The 17,412-nt window shown below is 69.7% G+C and carries 17 protein-coding genes and 1 pseudogene; 17 read left to right on the forward strand and 1 reads right to left on the reverse strand.

Going from position 1 to position 17,412, the window contains the following annotated elements:
- Positions 1–91: 91 nt before the first annotated feature.
- The 12 genes and pseudogenes from AB0C17_RS09740 to AB0C17_RS09795 all read left to right on the forward strand — a co-directional run.
- A pseudogene (locus tag AB0C17_RS09740) lies at positions 92–655 on the forward strand (cell division protein FtsK); the annotation flags it as partial.
- The gene (locus AB0C17_RS09745; RefSeq protein ID WP_357477877.1) at positions 652–861 is read left to right on the forward strand and encodes a hypothetical protein; all 210 of its coding nucleotides are present in this window, start codon (positions 652–654) and stop codon (positions 859–861) included. The pseudogene AB0C17_RS09740 and the gene AB0C17_RS09745, both read left to right, overlap by 4 nt.
- Positions 862–945: 84 nt before the next feature.
- Positions 946–1,386, forward strand: a complete 441-nt coding sequence (locus tag AB0C17_RS09750; RefSeq protein ID WP_357477880.1) for a hypothetical protein — start codon at positions 946–948, stop codon at positions 1,384–1,386.
- Positions 1,383–1,682 (forward strand): hypothetical protein, encoded by a 300-nt coding sequence (locus AB0C17_RS09755; protein WP_357477883.1) that lies wholly within the window; start codon positions 1,383–1,385, stop codon positions 1,680–1,682. The genes AB0C17_RS09750 and AB0C17_RS09755 overlap by 4 nt, the downstream gene beginning before the upstream one ends.
- A gap of 20 nt (positions 1,683–1,702) precedes the next feature.
- Positions 1,703–2,083, forward strand: a complete 381-nt coding sequence (locus AB0C17_RS09760; protein WP_357478249.1) for an RRQRL motif-containing zinc-binding protein — start codon at positions 1,703–1,705, stop codon at positions 2,081–2,083.
- Positions 2,084–2,153: 70 nt separating this feature from the next.
- On the forward strand, positions 2,154–2,456 hold the full coding sequence (locus AB0C17_RS09765; RefSeq protein WP_357477886.1) for a hypothetical protein: 303 nt from the start codon (positions 2,154–2,156) through the stop codon (positions 2,454–2,456).
- Positions 2,443–3,189 (forward strand): hypothetical protein, encoded by a 747-nt coding sequence (locus AB0C17_RS09770; RefSeq protein ID WP_357477889.1) that lies wholly within the window; start codon positions 2,443–2,445, stop codon positions 3,187–3,189. The genes AB0C17_RS09765 and AB0C17_RS09770 overlap by 14 nt, the downstream gene beginning before the upstream one ends.
- A complete protein-coding gene (locus AB0C17_RS09775; RefSeq protein WP_357477892.1) occupies positions 3,186–3,455 on the forward strand; it encodes a hypothetical protein in 270 nt (89 codons plus the stop codon). Before AB0C17_RS09770 ends, AB0C17_RS09775 begins: the two co-directional genes overlap by 4 nt.
- Positions 3,455–5,236, forward strand: coding sequence for a replication initiator (locus AB0C17_RS09780; RefSeq protein WP_357478252.1), 1,782 nt, complete (start codon positions 3,455–3,457; stop codon positions 5,234–5,236). The genes AB0C17_RS09775 and AB0C17_RS09780 overlap by 1 nt, the downstream gene beginning before the upstream one ends.
- A 28-nt stretch (positions 5,237–5,264) precedes the next feature.
- Positions 5,265–5,537 (forward strand): helix-turn-helix domain-containing protein, encoded by a 273-nt coding sequence (locus AB0C17_RS09785; RefSeq protein WP_357477895.1) that lies wholly within the window; start codon positions 5,265–5,267, stop codon positions 5,535–5,537.
- Positions 5,537–6,808: a tyrosine-type recombinase/integrase gene (locus AB0C17_RS09790; RefSeq protein WP_357477898.1), complete on the forward strand. Its 1,272-nt coding sequence runs from the start codon at positions 5,537–5,539 to the stop codon at positions 6,806–6,808. Before AB0C17_RS09785 ends, AB0C17_RS09790 begins: the two co-directional genes overlap by 1 nt.
- Before the next feature lie 334 nt (positions 6,809–7,142).
- Positions 7,143–7,949 (forward strand): HAD-IB family hydrolase, encoded by an 807-nt coding sequence (locus AB0C17_RS09795; protein ID WP_120572053.1) that lies wholly within the window; start codon positions 7,143–7,145, stop codon positions 7,947–7,949.
- A 12-nt stretch (positions 7,950–7,961) separates the two neighbouring features.
- On the opposite strand, the gene AB0C17_RS09800 is transcribed toward AB0C17_RS09795, so the two are convergent.
- Positions 7,962–8,708: an oxidoreductase gene (locus AB0C17_RS09800; protein ID WP_357391203.1), complete on the reverse strand. Its 747-nt coding sequence runs from the start codon at positions 8,706–8,708 to the stop codon at positions 7,962–7,964.
- 221 nt (positions 8,709–8,929) lie between these two features.
- Here AB0C17_RS09800 and acs point away from each other — a divergent pair, with 221 nt between their 5' ends.
- The 5 genes from acs (at position 8,930) to AB0C17_RS09825 (ending at position 17,095) form a co-directional block, all read left to right on the forward strand.
- A complete protein-coding gene (gene acs / locus AB0C17_RS09805; RefSeq protein WP_357391201.1) occupies positions 8,930–10,915 on the forward strand; it encodes an acetate--CoA ligase in 1,986 nt (661 codons plus the stop codon).
- 408 nt (positions 10,916–11,323) lie between these two features.
- On the forward strand, positions 11,324–11,770 hold the full coding sequence (locus tag AB0C17_RS09810) for a helix-turn-helix transcriptional regulator (RefSeq protein WP_357477901.1): 447 nt from the start codon (positions 11,324–11,326) through the stop codon (positions 11,768–11,770).
- A gap of 157 nt (positions 11,771–11,927) precedes the next feature.
- Positions 11,928–12,854 carry a hypothetical protein gene (locus AB0C17_RS09815; protein ID WP_357477904.1) on the forward strand — a complete coding sequence of 309 codons (927 nt, stop codon included), beginning with the start codon at positions 11,928–11,930 and terminating at the stop codon, positions 12,852–12,854.
- A gap of 230 nt (positions 12,855–13,084) precedes the next feature.
- Entirely contained in the window at positions 13,085–14,125 is a 1,041-nt protein-coding gene (locus tag AB0C17_RS09820) for a hypothetical protein (RefSeq protein ID WP_357391043.1), read from the forward strand.
- 186 nt (positions 14,126–14,311) lie between these two features.
- Positions 14,312–17,095 (forward strand): immune inhibitor A domain-containing protein, encoded by a 2,784-nt coding sequence (locus AB0C17_RS09825; protein WP_357477907.1) that lies wholly within the window; start codon positions 14,312–14,314, stop codon positions 17,093–17,095.
- Positions 17,096–17,412 lie beyond the last annotated feature (317 nt).

Here is a 17,412-nt window from a genome sequence, read left to right on the forward strand (position 1 = left end):
CGTCGGGGTACTTCTTCGGTGCTGCCACGGACGACTTCCTCCCCCACGGCCATCAGACCATGGTCAAGAAGCTCCATGAAAGCGGGGGTGGCTCAGACGCCTGCAACTGGTGATGAACAACCGCTACGCCTGGCTGCGCGCCCACGGCCGCCGCAAGCTCACCGCCGCCGACGGCCTGTCCGTCATCACCGTCCTGGTCGACGAAATCGCCTACTACTCCGCCACCGTCGGTTCGAAGCAGGAACAGGAAGAGTTCGTGGCTCTCCTGCGCGACCTGGTCGCCCGTGGCCGTGCCGCTGGTATCCCGGTGGTTGCCGCGACTCAGCGGCCGTCGTTCGACATCATCCCGACCTCGCTGCGGGACCTGTTCGGCTACCGGGCCGCGTTCCGGTGCACCACGCCGAACACCTCCAACATCGTGCTCGGGCACGGCTGGGCCGAGCAGGGCTACACGGCCACCGACATCGCCCCCACCAACCAGGGCGCCGCCTACCTCATCGCCGAAGGCGGCACCCCGAAGCGCATCAAGGTCGCCTACCTGACCGACGCGCAGATCGCGGGCATCGCCGACTACGCGGCCTGGATCCGCCGCCCTCGCCCGTTACCGACCCTGATCCCGGACCTGACCCGGGTGGATTTCGCGGTGGCGGCATGACCACCCGTGAGCAGGCCTACGCCAAGGCGAACCAGCAGCGTGCCGCCCGGTACGTCGAGATTTGGATCGTCGCCCAACCGGGCGAGATCGCCTCGATGGTTCAGGTCGCCTCGGCCAGCGGCCGACTCGTCTACCTCGGCCCACCCCACCCGGTGGGCGGCGACGACACACGCCAACGCCGCTACCTGCGGCTCCGCACCCGATAGCAGTCGACGGAACCGGCTCACGCCCTGCAAAGCCGATCCGGTTCCGCCGACCTCCACCAACAGCCCCGAAAGGACGTGGCTGCCTTGAAGGCTACCCACACCCCACCCACCGCGGCATCGGTCACACCCGCTGACCTGCTGCGGATGGCTGCCCTCTACCTACGCCGGCACGGCTGGCACCAGGGCACCTACTACGTACCCACCACCGACACCCCCACCCCGCCGGCCTGCGCCGTCGGAGCCATCGGCATGGCCTGCACCGGACACCCCGTGCACCACTGGTACGACCTCGACACCGACGAGCGGATCACCTACCTCGCCGCCATCGCCGCGTTCGTCGACTACCTCGACGACTTCGCACCGGTCTTCCACATCGACGAAGACGGCTACCTGCTCGACGAGCACATCTCCCCCTACTCCTGGAACGACGAGCCCGGCCGCACCGCCGAGCAAGTCATCACCGCCCTTGAGAACGCCGCTGACGAGTGGGACCGCCTCCACACCCAGGGAGGCGAGCCGCGATGAACACCGTCAAGAAGCCCTTGACGCCACACCTGCCCCGGCAGCATCGCCGGGACGTCGTCGAGAACGACGCCTTCGCCGCCTTCGCCCGGCGCATCATCCGCGCCCACGGCCGCCGCGTCGCCACCGGCGACGTCGAAGCCCTCCGTGACCTCGTCGCCCTGTCGTCGGTCATCGACGACGCCATCGGTGAGGCCGTCGTGGGCCTGCGCCAGTTCGGCTACTCCTGGGCCGAAATCGGCTCCCGCCTCGGAATCTCCCGCCAAGCCGCCCAGCAGCGCTGGGGAGGCCAGTCATGACCGACCTGCGTTCTACCGAGCTGGAGCAGCTCGCCGACCGCACCGGCATCCGGGTCGAGTTCTACGACCCGACCGGCACCCGCTACGGGTTCCCCACCTTCCCCTTCCACACCGCACCTGCGGGCCTGGCCACCCGCCGACAGTTGCGCGCCGCAGGACTTCGCCCCGGCGGACACGACCCCGTCGCCCAGATCCTCTGGCGACACCGCACCAACCGCCGGGTCGCCTACCTCTACCGCCTCGACTGGGCCAAACCGAAGCGTGTCGCCACCCCCGCGCAGCGGGAGGCCATCGCCAAAGCCCTGCTCGCCCGGCGCACCTGCCGCGACTGCGGCCAGGTCAAGCCCTACTACATCCCCCGCCGCTACGGCTGCTGCCTCGACTGCCACGGAGGCCACTGATGGCTGTCCTGATCACCTTCGCCGTCGTCCTGCTCCTCGGCATCGCCCTGGCCTACATGGGAGGCATCCGATGACCACCACCACTGCCACGAATTTCGCCGCTCAGGAGCGGATGACCCCGGACGACGACTACGCCGTCACCGCTCTCGCCGGCTTCTTCGCCGGTCACGGCCCCCTGCGCTTCGAGCGGTTCCTGTCCGGCTACTACGCCGAAGCTATCCGGCTCATCCAGGAAGCCCACCTCGCCGAGTGCACCACCGGCCCCGGTGACCATTGCGCCACCTGCAACGGCATCCGGGTCGGCATGACCGGGCTGCTCGCCGAACAGCGTGCCGTCACCTCCGGGGAGGTGACCACCGATGCCGGGCACTGACCGCACCACCGGCCTCCGTCTTGAGGGCCTGGTCCTGGTGCTCATCCTCATCGCGGTCGCCGGGTTCGCCGGTGCCGCCTCCTTCACCCACGTCAAAGACTGGACCCTCGCCAACAGCCCCACCGGCACCGGGGCATGGTTCGGCTGGGCCAACGCCGTCATCAGCGAACTCGTCCCCATCGCCTGCCTGCTGACCATCCGCCGACGCCGCCGCACCGGCGCACCCATCGGCTACCCGCTGTTCCTGCTCATCGCCGCCGCCAGCCTCTCCCTCGCCGCACAACTCGCGGTCGCCAAACCCGGCATATCCGGCTGGCTCCTGTCCGCCGTCCCCGCCCTGGCATTCATGGCCCTGGTCAAACTCGTCCTAGCCCCCGCTCCCACGGGGCAGAGCAGCACTCCGCCGGCTGCGCCGGCCGAACCCATCCGCGTCCAGGTGGCCGAGCAGGTCACCACCGAGCCGGTACCACCGGCCGCCATCACCCCGACCGCCGAGCCGGAACCGGCCACCGCCCCGACCCTCACCCCGGCCACTGAGCCGGTGCCCGTCGCCGCACCGGCCGAGCCGGTCGACGTTCCCACTCACCTGCTGCCGATGGCGCGTTTCGCCGCCGTGCAGCATGAACAGGCCACCGGCCACCCGATCACCCCGGCCGAGCTGGCCGACCGTCTCGACGTCACCCCACCTGTCGCCGGGCAACTCCTGGCCGGCATCGGCGGTGGTGCCCGGTGAGCATCCACACTGTCGACGTCGTGCAGCTCCTGCACACCTGCCCGGCCGATCCGGAGCCCCACCCCTACGACACCCGCCGCACCGTCATCGACGTCATCGACGGCGGCCTCTGCCGCAACCCGGTCACCATCCGCTGCGGTGACATCGTCACGCAGATCCCCTGTGGGCGGCACGAGCCGTCCAAGCGCCAGTGCGGCGCCTGCCGGATCATCGTCATCGAACGCACCATCACCAACCTGCACCCCACTCCTGGGGTGGCCGGTTGATGGCCTCGACGCTGGACCTCATCCCCCGCGCCTCCACGGCCCGGGGGGTGGGCTCGAACGCCGACACCATCATCTACAGCTGGACCGCTGCCGGAGCCGCGTTCGAACGCGCCACCCGACCCGACTACTACGGCTGGCTCGAACACGTCCGCGCCGCCGCCGGCTGCACCCGCCCCATCCGCCTGTCCGGACAGATCCTCACCGTCGAACAGGCCACCGGCCGTGTCCTGGACGCCCGGCACACCGACGCCATGCCCGACGCCGCGATCTACACCGCCTGCGGCAACCGCCGCGCCACGGTCTGCCCCGCCTGCGCCCAGACCTACCAACGCGACGCCTTCCAACTCCTACGCGCTGGCCTCGTCGGCGGCAAAGGCGTACCGGAATCGGTCGCGCAGCATCCGGCGGTGTTCGCCACCTTCACCGCGCCCTCGTTCGGCACCGTCCACGCCCGGGTCGTGAAGCGGCACACCTGCCGCAACCGACGCCGCTGCGACTGCCGCGCCGAACCCTGCCACGCCCGCCGCGACACCGGACTCTGCCCGCATGGCCGTCCGGCGGTCTGCTGGGCGAGGCACGAGCAGGGGGATGCGGTGCTCGGGCATCCGCTGTGTCTGGACTGCTACGACCACGATCACCAGGTCGTCTGGAACATCTTCTCCGGCGAACTGTGGCATCGCACGAAGCAAGCCGCGGAACGCTGGCTGGCGAAGCTCGCCCAACGCCGTGGCGTCCCTCGGGTCGAGGTGGTCACCGCCTCCGGCAAGACGCGGAAAGTCGCTCCGGTGCGGCTGTCGCCCGGGAAGGTCGCGGAACTGCAAGCGCGGGGAGCGGTGCACTTCCACGCCATCGCCCGCCTCGACGGCGTCGACCCCACCGATCCCGACAACGTCGTCCCGCCGCCGGCCGGGTTCACCGTCGACGACCTCGTCGACGCGCTGCGCCACGCCGCCCGGCAGATCGCCTTTTACACCCCGCCTCACCCGGACCGGCCCGACGGCTGGTCGATCGCCTGGGGCGAGCAGGTCGACCTGGAACCCATTGCTACCGACGGTTCGGGGGAGGTCAGCGATGGGATGGTCGCGGGCTACCTTGCCAAGTACGCCACCAAAAGCACCGAGGCCACGGGGCACACCTCCACCCGCCTGACCGCCGATTCGATCGGGGACTACGCCGACCCCGACGGCGACCACACCGCCCGCCTCATCGACGCATGCTGGCGCATCGGCCGACCCACCGGCACACCCACCCCGCTGGCCGAGCGGCCCCGCCAGCCCCGGCCCCGGCCCGGCTTCGTCGCCCGCTGGGAATGCCCCGACTGCGGCACGCACACCCGCTACGCCGCCTGCCCCGTCTGCGTCGCCCGCCGTCAAGCCGCCCTTGACACCGAACCGGCGAAACCAGCGACGGCCAGCCCTTACGCCCGGCTGCGGCGGTGGGCGCACATGCTCGGCTACGGCGGCCACTTCCTCACCAAAGCCCGCCGCTACTCGGTGACCTTCCAAGTCCTGCGCGACACCCGCGTCGCCTACCGCCGTCACGAGCACCAGGACCACGAACACCCCACCACCGCCGGACCACCCACCGAGCAGGTCGACGAGGACACCACGCTCATCGTCGGCACCCTCACCTTTGCCGGAGTCGGCTGGCACACCACCGGTGACGCGCTGCTCGCCAACACCGCCGCCGCCATGGCTCGCGAGCGACGAACCACCGGCCGCGAAGAACTCGCCCACGAACTCGCCACTACCTCGGCCGGTATCGCGCCGGCCGCCGCTTGATCCCGACAGACCGAGGAGGTCACCCGTCATGAGCACCACCGCCCGCCCCAATCCGGTCGTCCGGCTCGTCCCTCGTACCGGGACCGTCGTCGTCGAGCCGGTCACCTACACCGTCCGAGAGGTCGCCAAGCTCCTCGGCATCTCGCTGGGCAGCACCTACGCTCTCGTCCGCGACGGCACCATCCCGGCGACCCGCCTCGGAGGTCGCTGGCTGATCCCGCGTGCCCGGTTCCACGCCTGGCTCGACGGCGTCACCGAGCAAACCGCCGCCACCGGCACCGAGCATGGCCGGAGGCGCTGATGGGTTTCGTCCGCAAGACTCCGGCCGGCACCTTCCGCGCCTGCTGGCGTGATCCTGCCGGTGGGCAGAAGTCCAAGAGCTTCCGCACGAAGCGGGAGGCCAATGCCTTCCTCGCCGAGATCGAGGGAAGCCTCAATCGGGGCACCTATGTGAACCCGCACGCCGGTCGTACCCGTTTCGGTGACTTCGCTTCGCAGTGGCTCGCCACCCGGGCAGTCGAGGCGCGTACGACTGAGCGGACCGTCTCCATGCTTCGCACGCACGTCCTGCCGAAGTGGGGTGACTGGCCGCTCGGAAAGGTCGACTTCATGTCGGTGCAGGAGTGGGTGACCGGCCTCGGTCGGGATCTCGCGCCCGCCACCGTGGCCAAGTGCTACCAACTGCTGTCGATGATCCTCAAGACGGCGGTACAGGCGCGGCTAATTGCCACCAACCCCGCCGAGGGGGTGAAGCTGCCGCGTGATCGGTCCCGCGACGTCAGACCGGTCACGATCAGTCGGGAGGACTTCTTCGGTCGGCTGCTTCCGGCGGTCCCGCCTCGGCATCGGGGGATCGTCTCCGCTGCCGCTGGGGCCGGTCTTCGCTGGGGTGAGTGCGCCGGGCTGACGTGGTCGTCGGTGGACCTCGACCGGGCATCGCTCCGCGTCGTCCAGGTCGCCGAGGAGACGCACGGCGGGATCGTGCTGCGCCCGTACCCGAAGAGTCGCGCCGGGGTCCGAACCGTGCCGCTGCCGTCCTTCCTCCTGGCCGCGCTCCGGGAGCTGCACACCGCCGCCGACGATCCGGACCCGCGAGCCCTGGTCTTCCGCGACCGGGTCGGCCGGTCACTCCGACGCTCGAACTTCCGGCGCCGAGTGTGGCTGCCGTCGCTGGTCCGCGCCGGGCTGCTCGGCCAGGTCGTCAACACCGGCCCCCACCGGTACCGCGCGACCTGGCCGGACCGGGAGGGCATCGAGTGGTCGGCCGAGTTCACCACCGAGCGGGAGGCAGTCGCCTGCGTGGCGGCCAAGGCTTCCGGCGGGATGCGCTTCCACGATCTGCGGCACGCCTACGCCACCTGGCTGGTCACCGACGGCGTGCCGATCAACCTCGTGCAGCGGGTCATGGGCCACGAACAGGCGTCGACGACGCTCAACCGCTACACCCACACCCCGGACGACTACGCGGCCCGCGTCCTGGAGGCGTTCAACGGCTCTGCTGCCTCTCTGCTGCCTCCGACCGGAGAAACGCCCTCGGGGAGCCTGCTCGACGGCGACGGAGATGACCTGTGACCTGCGGCGGAACGCTCATGGCGCAAAGGGACGACCCCCGTCGGGGGGAGACGGGGGTCGTCTTGTGGTTCGGCTCCGGGGGGGTCGAGCCGAACCGACTCAGCGGTTACGGGGGGTGCAACCGCCGAGGGTCGAGCGGCGCCGGGTATGCGAACTCCCGTCGCGTGCACAAGCATGCCGCAGTCGACCCTTATACGTCGAGTGTTGTTCACTCCACGCAAAGCTAAATTCATCGATAACCGCCTGTGACCGACGTCACTCCTCCGGGTGCTCATCGGCTTTCGCCACCCGGGCGGACGCCCGGACGTCGCCCGTCGGGCTAGACTTTCGCGCCGTGGGCCGTAGCGCCGCTTTCTTCGATCTCGACAAGACCGTCATCGCCAAGTCGAGCGCCCTGGCGTTCGGTCGGCCGTTCTACCGGGACGGGCTGATCACCCGGCGTGACGTGGTCAAGTCGGCGTACGCGCAGTTGATGTTCCGGCTGGGCGGCACCGACGAGCAGACCATGGCCCGCACCCGGGACTACCTCGCCACGCTCTGCAAGGGCTGGCCGGTGGAACAGGTCCGCCAGATCGTCGCGGAGACGCTGCACGAGCTGATCAACCCCTATGTGTACGCCGAGGCGGCCGCTCTGATCGAGGAGCACCAGGCCGCCGGGCGGGACGTGGTGCTGGTCTCGGCGTCGGGCGACGAGATGGTCCGGCCGATCGGTGAGCTGCTCGGGATCACCGACGTGATCGCCACCCGGATGGGTGTGGTGGACGGCCGGTACAGCGGCGAGGTCGAGTTCTACGCGGCCGGTCCGAGCAAGGTCGAGGCGGTCAGCGAACTGGCTCTGGAGCGCGACTACGACCTGGCCGACTCGTACGCGTACTCCGACTCGTACTCCGATCGGCCGTTGCTGGAGTGCGTGGGGCATCCGACGGTGGTCAACCCGGATCGGGCGCTGCGCAAGCTGGCGGTGGAGAACGCGTGGCCGGTGCTGGAGTTCCGGCACCCGATTCCGCTGGGTCGCCGGCTGCGCGAGCGGCCGGCGGTGCCGGTCGCCGCGGCGGCACTCGGTGTGGGCGTCGGCGTGGCCATCGGCATCGCCTGGTACGGCCGGCACCGCCGCACCCGCACCGCCGCACCCACCGCGTGACGCCCGCGCACCTCAGGACGCGGCGAGGATCTCGTCGCCGATCAGCGTGATCTGGTCGGCGCCGACCTCCACCGCCGTCATGTAGTGCCGCAGCCAGGAGCGCAGGCCGTCGGGCGTGCCGGTGGCGAACGCGCCGGCCGCGCCGACGTACTCCGGTTCGCGCTCGCAGTGCCCGACGTCGACCGCGACCAGCCCGCGGGGGTCGAACCCGGTGGAGATCAGCACCAGCCGGGCGGCGGCGCGGGCCACCACGCCGGACGGGCCCGGAAACGGGCGCAGGTTCAGCAGTTCGCCGTGGACGACGGCGGCCAGCACCAGTGGCGGCACCTTCGTGCCACCGGCCACCAGAGCGGCCAGGCCGTCGAGACGGGCCGCGACCACCGGGTCGGCGACCGGCCGGCCCAGTTCCTCCTCGGTGACCACGTCGCGGGCGGCGAGTACGTGCAGCCGGGCCAGCACCTGCCGGGGCGCCTTGGGCCAGAGGTCGCTCAGCCCGGGCAGCGCCCCGGCGACCCGCAGCGCACCTTGGAGCACCGGGTCGGTGACGGTGCCGGCGCGTACCTCCTCACGGTCGTGGGCGCGGCCCTCCAGGGCGGCGCTGGCCACGGCGGAGCGGAGGCTGACCTCGGCGGCGACCTGGCCGCCCTGGCGGCGCAGCGCACGGTGCCGGTGTGCCTGGTCGACCCGCTCGCGGGCCTGCTCGACGGCGGTGGCGACGTCGGCGAGCGCGAGCAGCGGGGCGAGCGGATCGGTGGTCACCCCGTCACGCTAGCGACCGCCGGGCTCCCCCCAAGCCCGGGGTTGTTAATAAGGGGCCCTTCCCCTACCGGAGGCGTTAATAAGGTGCCCTTCCTTACACCTCGGCGCGAGGGGAGGGCCGCTGGGCGCGCGGTGAGGGACGGGCGGTCGCCGGCACGGTACGCCGGGGCTAACCTTCCCCGCAGTAGGAGACGCAGGTCACGCGACGAAGGAGTCACCGCATGAGCGAGGCATTGGCCAACTTGCTGAACGAGACGCGCCAGTTCCCGCCGCCGGCCGAACTCGCCGCGAACGCCAACGTGACCGTCGAGGCGTACGAGGAGGCGGCCGGCGACCGGCTGGCCTTCTGGGAGCGCCAGGCCGGCCGGCTGGCCTGGGCCCAGCCGTGGGAGCAGGTGCTCGACTGGTCGAACGCCCCGTTCGCGAAGTGGTTCACCGGGGGCAGGCTCAACGTGGCGTACAACTGCCTGGACCGGCACGTCGAGGCGGGCCGCGGCGACAAGGTGGCGATCCACTGGGAGGGCGAGCCGGGCGACACCCGTACCGTCACCTACGCCGACCTGCACAAGCTCACCTGCCAGGCGGCGAACGCGCTGACCGAGTTGGGCGTGACCGCCGGTGACCGGGTGGCGATCTACCTGCCGATGATCCCGGAGGCGGCGGTGGCGATGCTCGCCTGCGCCCGGATCGGCGCCACGCACAGCGTGGTGTTCGGCGGCTTCTCCGCCGACGCGCTGACCAACCGGATCCAGGACGCCAGCGCCAAGGTGGTGATCACCGCGGACGGCGGCTTCCGCCGGGGCAAGCCGTCGGCGCTCAAGCCGACGGTGGACGAGGCGGTGGCGAACTGCCCGTCGGTGGAGCACGTGCTGGTGGTCCGGCGTACCGGTGAGGAGGTCGCCTGGTCGGCGAAGGACCACTGGTGGCACGAGACGGTGGAGACGGCGTCGCCGGAGCACGAGGCGCAGGCGTTCGACGCCGAGCACCCGCTGTTCATCCTCTACACCAGCGGCACGACCGCCCGGCCGAAGGGCATCCTGCACACCACCGGCGGCTACCTGACCCAGACGTCGTACACCACGCACGCGGTGTTCGACCTGAAGCCGGAGACGGACGTCTACTGGTGCACGGCCGACATCGGCTGGGTGACCGGGCACTCCTACATCGTGTACGGCCCGCTCTCCAACGGCGCCACCCAGGTCATGTACGAGGGCACCCCGGACACCCCGCACAAGGGCCGGTTCTGGGAGGTCGTCGACAAGTACAAGGTGACCATCCTGTACACCGCGCCGACGCTGATCCGCACCATGATGAAGTGGGGCGAGGACATCCCGGCCGGGTACGACCTGTCGTCGCTGCGCCTGCTCGGCAGCGTCGGCGAGCCGATCAACCCGGAGGCGTGGATCTGGTACCGGCAGCACGTCGGCCGCGCCGAGCTGCCGGTGGTGGACACCTGGTGGCAGACCGAGACCGGCGCCATCATGATCTCGCCGCTGCCGGGCGTGACCGAGGCGAAGCCCGGCTCGGCGATGAGCCCGCTGCCCGGCATCGTCGCCGACGTGGTCGACGACCAGGGCCAGTCGGTGCCGAACGGCGGCGGCGGATACCTGGTGCTGAAGGAGCCGTGGCCGTCGATGCTGCGGACGATCTGGGGCGACGACAACCGGTTCCTGGAGACGTACTGGTCCCGGTTCGGGGCGGGCGCGAACACCGGCGACGAGTGGGTCTACTTCGCCGGTGACGGCGCGAAGAAGGACGACGACGGACACATCTGGCTGCTCGGCCGGGTGGACGACGTGATGCTGGTGTCCGGCCACAACATCTCCACGACCGAGGTGGAGTCGGCGCTGGTCAGCCACCCGTCGGTGGCGGAGGCGGCGGTGGTCGGCGCGACCGACCCGACGACCGGCCAGGCGATCGTGGCGTTCGCCATCCCGCGTGGCAGCGCGGAGACCGCGGGTGACGCGGGCGAGCAGCTCATCGCCGACCTGCGCAACCACGTGGCGAAGACGCTCGGCCCGATCGCCAAGCCGCGGCAGATCATGCTGGTGCCGGAGCTGCCGAAGACCCGGTCCGGGAAGATCATGCGCCGGCTGCTGCGGGACGTGGCGGAGAACCGGTCGCTCGGCGACGTGACCACTCTCCAGGACTCCTCGGTGATGGAGTTGATCTCGTCGGGGATGAGCGGCAAGTCTGACGAGGACTGACCAGGAGGCTTCGGCAGCCCAGTGGTTGTGGTGGGTGGCGGTCCGGCGGACCGCCACCCACCGTCGTCTGCGCGTGGTGCCGTACGCCGGCAGGGACGGGGCAGCACGCGATCATCGGGCGTGGGACAATGACCTTCGTCGAGTTCCTTCGAACGGGGGTGGCGGAAATGGTCATGCTTACTTGACGCGGATGCATCCATAGGGACTTTCCGGCCACTCTTCGGCCAGGATCATTTCTCTTCACCTCATGTGCGGGCTGTTCATTGTCCACACATTGGTCGCTCCTTGGTGCGCAATATTCACCCACCGCACCCCGTGCGGATTCATTGTGCGCTCTTCCGCGTCGCCTCTCGAGGAATGCCGATGTTGAGAGTCACCATTCACGCAAGTGATCCCGCCGCTCGGCGCATGATCGCCGACCTCCTCACCTCGGCCGGCGTGACCGTCGTGCCGGCGATGTCCGGGGCGGAGGCGTCCGGGGCGACCTGTGCGGCGGGCTCGGGCCGGCCCGAGCCCGCCGCGCCGCCGTGTCCCGCCGACTCACCCGAGCCACGTTGTGTGCTGGTGGTCGAGGCTCCGACGGCAGCGCGGCAGCCGCCCTGGCCGGTGTCGCCGCCGCGAACGACGCCGGCCGGCGGGCAACGGCTGTCCCAGCGGGAGAGCGAGGTACTGGAGTGCATCGCCAGCGGCCTCACCCACGGGCAGACCGCGGTGCGGCTGCAGGTCAGCATCCACTCGGTGAACACCTACGTCAAGCGGCTGAAGGCGAAGCTCGGCCACGGCAACAAGGCATTTCTCACCCGGGCCGCGATCGACTCCGGGAAACCGGCGGACGGCCGACCGGAATGTCCGTGAGACGGGCCGCCAGCGGCGTCGGGCCCGCCGCACGAAAGCTCCTGTCCCTCGTTTACGGGACAGGCGGTCCCGAGCCGGCATCACTATTCTTCGATTACACGTCGCCGCGCCGGGACAACCCCCACCGAACGATCGGCGCAGCGATTATTCGACCGGAGTGGAGGACCAGTTGAGAACAACGACGACCCCTTATCGGCGCATTGCCGGGGTGCTTGCCGCGCTCATGATCGGCAGCGCCGCGGCTTTCGCCGCCCCCGCGTCGGCGATGGCGGAGATCATCGATCCGGATGAGCCCTACGACGGCATCGAGGGAAACTTCACCGGCGGTGACGTCACCGACCCCGGGCTCGAGCAGCCGACCGACGACCAGACGAACCTCAAGCTCCAGATCTCCCAGGAGTGGTACGCGGTCAACGTCCAGGGCGCGGATCCGACCCAGCTCACCAAGCTGCAGAACGACTACACCGCACAGTACGGCGACTCGGGTTACGTCGACCCCGGTGACGGCGCCGGCCTGCGTACCACGGCGGCCAGCAGCCGTATCCTGCCCTTCGTGCAGTACGCGCAGGCCAAGGGCTACTACTGCGGTCCCGCCTCGGGCTACATGATCATCCGCTACCTGCACGGCTCCGGGTACACCAGCCGCTACAACGGCAACAGCCTGTCCCAGGCCAACCTGGCCAACAGCGCGCACATGAACACCGAGGCCAACAAGAGCACCACGTGGACCAGCAAGCGGTTCGCCACGGGCATCAACCGTTGGCGCAACGTCCCCTGGTACGTGCAGGTGCCAAAGCCCAGCGGCTCACTGCTGCCCAAGATCTTCACCCACAGCGTGGGCGGCAACGGCATGCCGATCGGCGCGGACACGGTCGAGTTCGCCGGCGGCTCGCACTACAACGGACACCCGACCAACAAGACGATCGGCCACTGGATCGTCGGCTACGGTTACGTCCAGTCCGGCCAGAACACCACCTGGGCCGATCCGGCCACCTCGGTGTGGTCGAGCACGAAGAAGTCGTTTACCTACACCACCTCCACCTTCGCCACTCGGTTCCTCCAGTCGAACGGAGTCGTTTACTAGCCATGCGCCGGACACTGACAGTTGCGTTGATCCTTCTGACTGTCGGTGGCTGTGACGACGGTAAGGGGGAGGACGCCGCCGGACGGGCAGCGTCCTCCCCCGTCTCCTCACCCAGCGCCGACACCGACAGCGGCTCGACCACAGGTGCCCCTTTCGAGATCGGCTCCCGGCACGCCACGAAGGACGCGGCGAGCGCGCGAGAGGGCCGCGAGCTGCGTGGAGGCTTCGTCGTGGGGGGTGCGCAGGCAGGCGGCCGCACGCTCAACCATCTCGGCCTCACCCCCGACGGTCAGCTCATCAGCGCCGCCAACCCCGTTCCCAAGACGGGTGACGGCGAGCTGGGCATCGGCCAGAGCCGGGTGGGTCTCTACTCCGGCGGGCGGGCGCGCACCCTGTCCCCGGCCCCGAGCGGCCCGCCCCGACAAGCCATCTACGCCGACGCGGACGACCGGACCGTGGCCTGGATGGAGACCTCCAGCACCGACATGTACCAGATGGACTGGCTGGTGTACGGCTTCGACCGGAGTTCCGGCCGGTCCGTGCTGCTGGGTGACTCGGCACCGATCGCCAAGGGCAAGAAGATGCCCATCCCACCGGGCAGCTCCATGCTCTCCGTGGGCACTGATCGGGTCTACTGGACCACGACCGTCCCCACGACGGGCGAGCGTGACTTCGGCGCGCAGATCCTCGCCAGCTCGCCGGCCGGCGGCGCGGCGCCATCGGTCGTCGCCCAGCGGGCGAAGCTTCCGGCCGCAGCCGGCAAGGACCTCTACTATGTCCGGTCCGAGGACGTGGCTCCCGGATTCCCCAAGAGCCGCTACGAGATCCACAAGGTGAGCGGCGGCCGTGACAGCGTGTACGCCTCCGGCCCGCTGACCGGAGAGCAGCAGGTCAGCGCGCTCACGGCGGAGCCCGGGCACGTCTCCTGGATCGTGACCGGCGCCACCGAGGAGACGCCCGGGACCTTGTTCGTCCTGCCGTCGGCCACCAAGCGGGCCATCGAGGTGACCCTCGGCGACAATGGCCCCGCCATGACGCTCGGCTCGTCGCCGAAGCTCGTCTGCTGGAGCAACGGCAGTGGCAGCGGCGACGCCGGCCAGTACGTGCTCGAGGTGGCGACCGACCGGATGTGGCGGCTCGGCGAGGCGCCGGGCCTGAGTCTGGCGTTCGCCGGCGGCGACTTCGTCGCCTGGTCGAAGTTGGGGTCGGAACCGCAGAAGCCCGAGCAGAACTCGCTGAGGGTGGCGCGGTTCGTGGGTGGGAAAGCCTGACCACGACGCGGACGGCACGGCCGTCGATCGGCGGACCCGCCGCTGACCCGAACGGGCAGAGCCGTCGGCTCACCCCTGTCGATGGCGCGTTTGGTCGGCTACGTTCAGCCGAACCGGCGGAATTCGACAGATGTCACTGAGTCGCCGACCTTCACCATTCCCTACGAACGGAGTGGCATGCTCCCCATGTCGCAGCACAGGGCACGGCGACGCCTACTCGTCGCGCTGCCCGCCATCGCGCTCGCGGCCACGTCGCTGACCGTGACGGGCAGCGCGGCGGCTCAGCCTGCCCGGTCCGCACCGGTCACGATCGGGGCGGACGAGCACTACATCAACTACGCCGAGCCCGAGGTCCAGCCTGACACCGGCGGCAAGGAGGTGAAGGGCCGCGACGGCGTCTTCTCCTCACCGGCGGACGAGGCCCGCGCCTACGACCGCAAGTACGCCGGGGGTAACCCGATCGCGGCGCGCGAGCTGGCCAAGCTGGAGGCCAAGTCCATCCGGACCGGCAAGAGCCCTCGCAAGATCAAGCAGGCCAAGAGCACGCAGACCGCCAAGCTGCTGACGCTGCTCGTCGAGTTCAACGACAAGGCCAACGACGACTTCACAGGCGTGATGGTCCCGAAGACGGTGTTCGAGGACCGCACCTGCGTTCCCGGCACCGTGCAGAACGGGCCGCGCCACAACACGATCCCGAACCCGGCCACCCTGCCGCACAAGGACAACAACTCGATGTGGGTGCCGGACTTCTCGCCGGCCCACTACGACAAGATGCTGTACAGCAAGAAGGGCATCACCGAGCGGGTCCGCAAGGACCTGAAGGGGCCGGACGGCAAGCCGGGCATCAGCCTCGCCGGACGGACCATGCACAACATGTACCTGGAGATGTCCAAGGGCGCGTACACCGTGGACGGGCAGGCCAGCCCGTGGATCACGGTGCCGCACTCGGAGGGCTGGTACGCCGCCTCGCGCTGCTTCCAGGACGAGAACGGCAACTGGGTCGCCGGGCGTGAGCAGTCGATGAACGGCCACCCGGACAACCCGCAGGGTGCCGGCCGGCTCGCCACCGACGCGATCGACGCGCTGGCCGCGGCCGACCCGAACTTCCCCTGGGCCGACTACGACATCGAGGACCAGAGCGACCGCGACGGCGACGGCAACTACCACGAGCCGGACGGTGTGATCGACCACCTGGTGCTGGTGCACGCCAACCAGGGCAAGTCCCGCGGTGGCGGCGACGTCGGCATCTACTCGGTGTGGGCGCACTCCTCGACGGTGACCGGTGGCTACACGATCCCGGGCACCAACCTGAAGGTGTCGAACTACATCGTGCAGCCGGAGGACGCCGGCGTCGGCGTCTTCGCCCACGAGTTCGGGCACGACCTGGGCCTGCCGGACCTCTACGACACCTCCGGCAACGCCGACTCCGACGTGGACTTCTGGGACCTGATGGCGTCCGGCTCGCACTCCGGCGAGATCTTCCAGGCGCTGCCCACCCACATGGGCCTCTGGGACAAGTGGGTGCTGGGCTGGGCCGAGCCGAAGACGTTCGGTCCGGGTGACCGGTCCAAGCTGGTCAAGCTCGGGCAGACGTCGCGTACGCCGGTCGGCACCGAGGACGGCATCAAGATCGACCTGCCGGACAAGGTGATCTCGCTGGCGACGCCGCACAGCGGCTCGAACATGTGGTACTCCGGTGCCGACCAGAACTGGGCCGACGTCAAGCTCAGCCGTACGGTGTCCGTGCCGAACGCCGCCGACGCGAAGTTCTGGATGTGGAACAACTTCGTCATCGAGACGGACTGGGACTTCGGCTTCGTCGAGGTCTCCACCGACGGCGGCGCCACCTGGAACGAGCAGAAGGTGTACGCCGAGGGCGGCGCGCTGGTCTCCACGAACGACGGCTACGCCGACCCGAACGGCCGCATGGTCGACTTCGGCAACAAGAAGTACGGCCTGACCGGCAGCACGGGCGGCTGGCGGCACGACTACGTCGACCTGTCGTCGTACGCCGGGCAGACCGTGCAGGTGCGGCTGCGGTACGCCACCGACGAGGCGTTCGTGGAGCGCGGCTGGTTCGCCGACGACTTCTCGGTGACCGGCGGCGGTGCCACCACCTGGAGCGACGACGTGGAGAGCGGCGCGGCGGGCTGGACCCAGACCGGCGGCACCTTCACCGACACCAGCGGCGCGGGTTGGTACATCGACTCGGGCACCCAGGTGAAGTCGCACTACTACCTGGCCGAGTGGCGTAACTTCGACGGCTTCGACAACGGTCTGAAGTACACCTACGACACCGTCTACTCGCACGAGGCGTGGAAGGTCGACCGGATCGCGTACAACGCGCCGGGCATGCTGGTCTGGTACCGGGACACCCAGCTCGGCGACGTCAACCACGTCACCGCGCAGATGACCGCGCTGCCCAGCTACGGCGCCAAGGGCGGGCTGCTGATCGTCGACTCGCACAACGACCCGCTGCGCCGCAAGGGCGTCGCGGCCGAGAAGGACCCGTCGGTGCTGAAGAACCTGCCCAGCCGGCCGCAGTCCTCCAACGCCGCGTTCGGCCTGAAGCCGACGTACCCGTTCAAGGAGTGCCTGGAGGCGGCGGACGAGCCGTACAGCGAGTACTGCACGAAGTTCGGCCCGCAGGCTCCGGTGCGCGGCTTCACCGACGCCAAGGGCTGGTACCCGGGCATCGAGATCCGCGACGGTGCCGCGTACGCGCGGGACAACGACGCCTCGGTGGTCGTCCCGTCGCGGGGCAACCAGCAGTACACGACCCGGGTGGTGAACCCGGACGGCACTCCGGCGACGGACTACTACGGTTCGACGCTGGGTGGCGGGGCGATCGTGCTCGGCACCGGCAACCCGGGTGACGCGGGCGTCCAGTACGGCGTCTCGATCATCATCAAGCGGGCCGCCAAGGACAACTCGTACGCTCAGGTGTACGTCGTCCCGCCGCGGAGCTGAACCGTACGTTCAAACCGGAACCGGAATGACCGAAAAATGAGCTGAACAAGCTCGATGGGGGAAGGGTCGGGAGCGCGAGCGCTCCCGACCCTTCCGCGTTACCGCTTAATCCATGACTGTCACTGCAATCCATGATCGAGACATCGCTGCTGGTCAACGGCTCGGTGACAGGCCGGTGTGTGACGGCGAAAAGCATCCCCAACAAAAAGTTGCTACAAATCGACGCACACATCTTCCCACCAGTCGCAGCAGTGTCTATGTTCACCCTTGGTCCCACTAGTGGGACGCTCCACCGGCCCGTACCCCCAGTTGGGCCG

The organism is Micromonospora sp. NPDC048887, from assembly GCF_040649715.1.
Lineage (GTDB): Bacteria > Actinomycetota > Actinomycetes > Mycobacteriales > Micromonosporaceae > Micromonospora.

Coding starts and splice junctions, on each gene's coding strand:
- AB0C17_RS09765 (WP_357477886.1), top strand. CDS start 2,154: ATGACCACCACCACTGCCACGAATTTCGCCGCTCAGGAGCGGATGACC.
- AB0C17_RS09785 (WP_357477895.1), top strand. CDS start 5,265: ATGAGCACCACCGCCCGCCCCAATCCGGTCGTCCGGCTCGTCCCTCGT.
- acs (WP_357391201.1), top strand. CDS start 8,930: ATGAGCGAGGCATTGGCCAACTTGCTGAACGAGACGCGCCAGTTCCCG.
- AB0C17_RS09810 (WP_357477901.1), top strand. CDS start 11,324: ATGATCGCCGACCTCCTCACCTCGGCCGGCGTGACCGTCGTGCCGGCG.
- AB0C17_RS09755 (WP_357477883.1), top strand. CDS start 1,383: ATGAACACCGTCAAGAAGCCCTTGACGCCACACCTGCCCCGGCAGCAT.
- AB0C17_RS09780 (WP_357478252.1), top strand. CDS start 3,455: ATGGCCTCGACGCTGGACCTCATCCCCCGCGCCTCCACGGCCCGGGGG.
- AB0C17_RS09790 (WP_357477898.1), top strand. CDS start 5,537: ATGGGTTTCGTCCGCAAGACTCCGGCCGGCACCTTCCGCGCCTGCTGG.
- AB0C17_RS09825 (WP_357477907.1), top strand. CDS start 14,312: ATGTCGCAGCACAGGGCACGGCGACGCCTACTCGTCGCGCTGCCCGCC.
- AB0C17_RS09745 (WP_357477877.1), top strand. CDS start 652: ATGACCACCCGTGAGCAGGCCTACGCCAAGGCGAACCAGCAGCGTGCC.
- AB0C17_RS09770 (WP_357477889.1), top strand. CDS start 2,443: ATGCCGGGCACTGACCGCACCACCGGCCTCCGTCTTGAGGGCCTGGTC.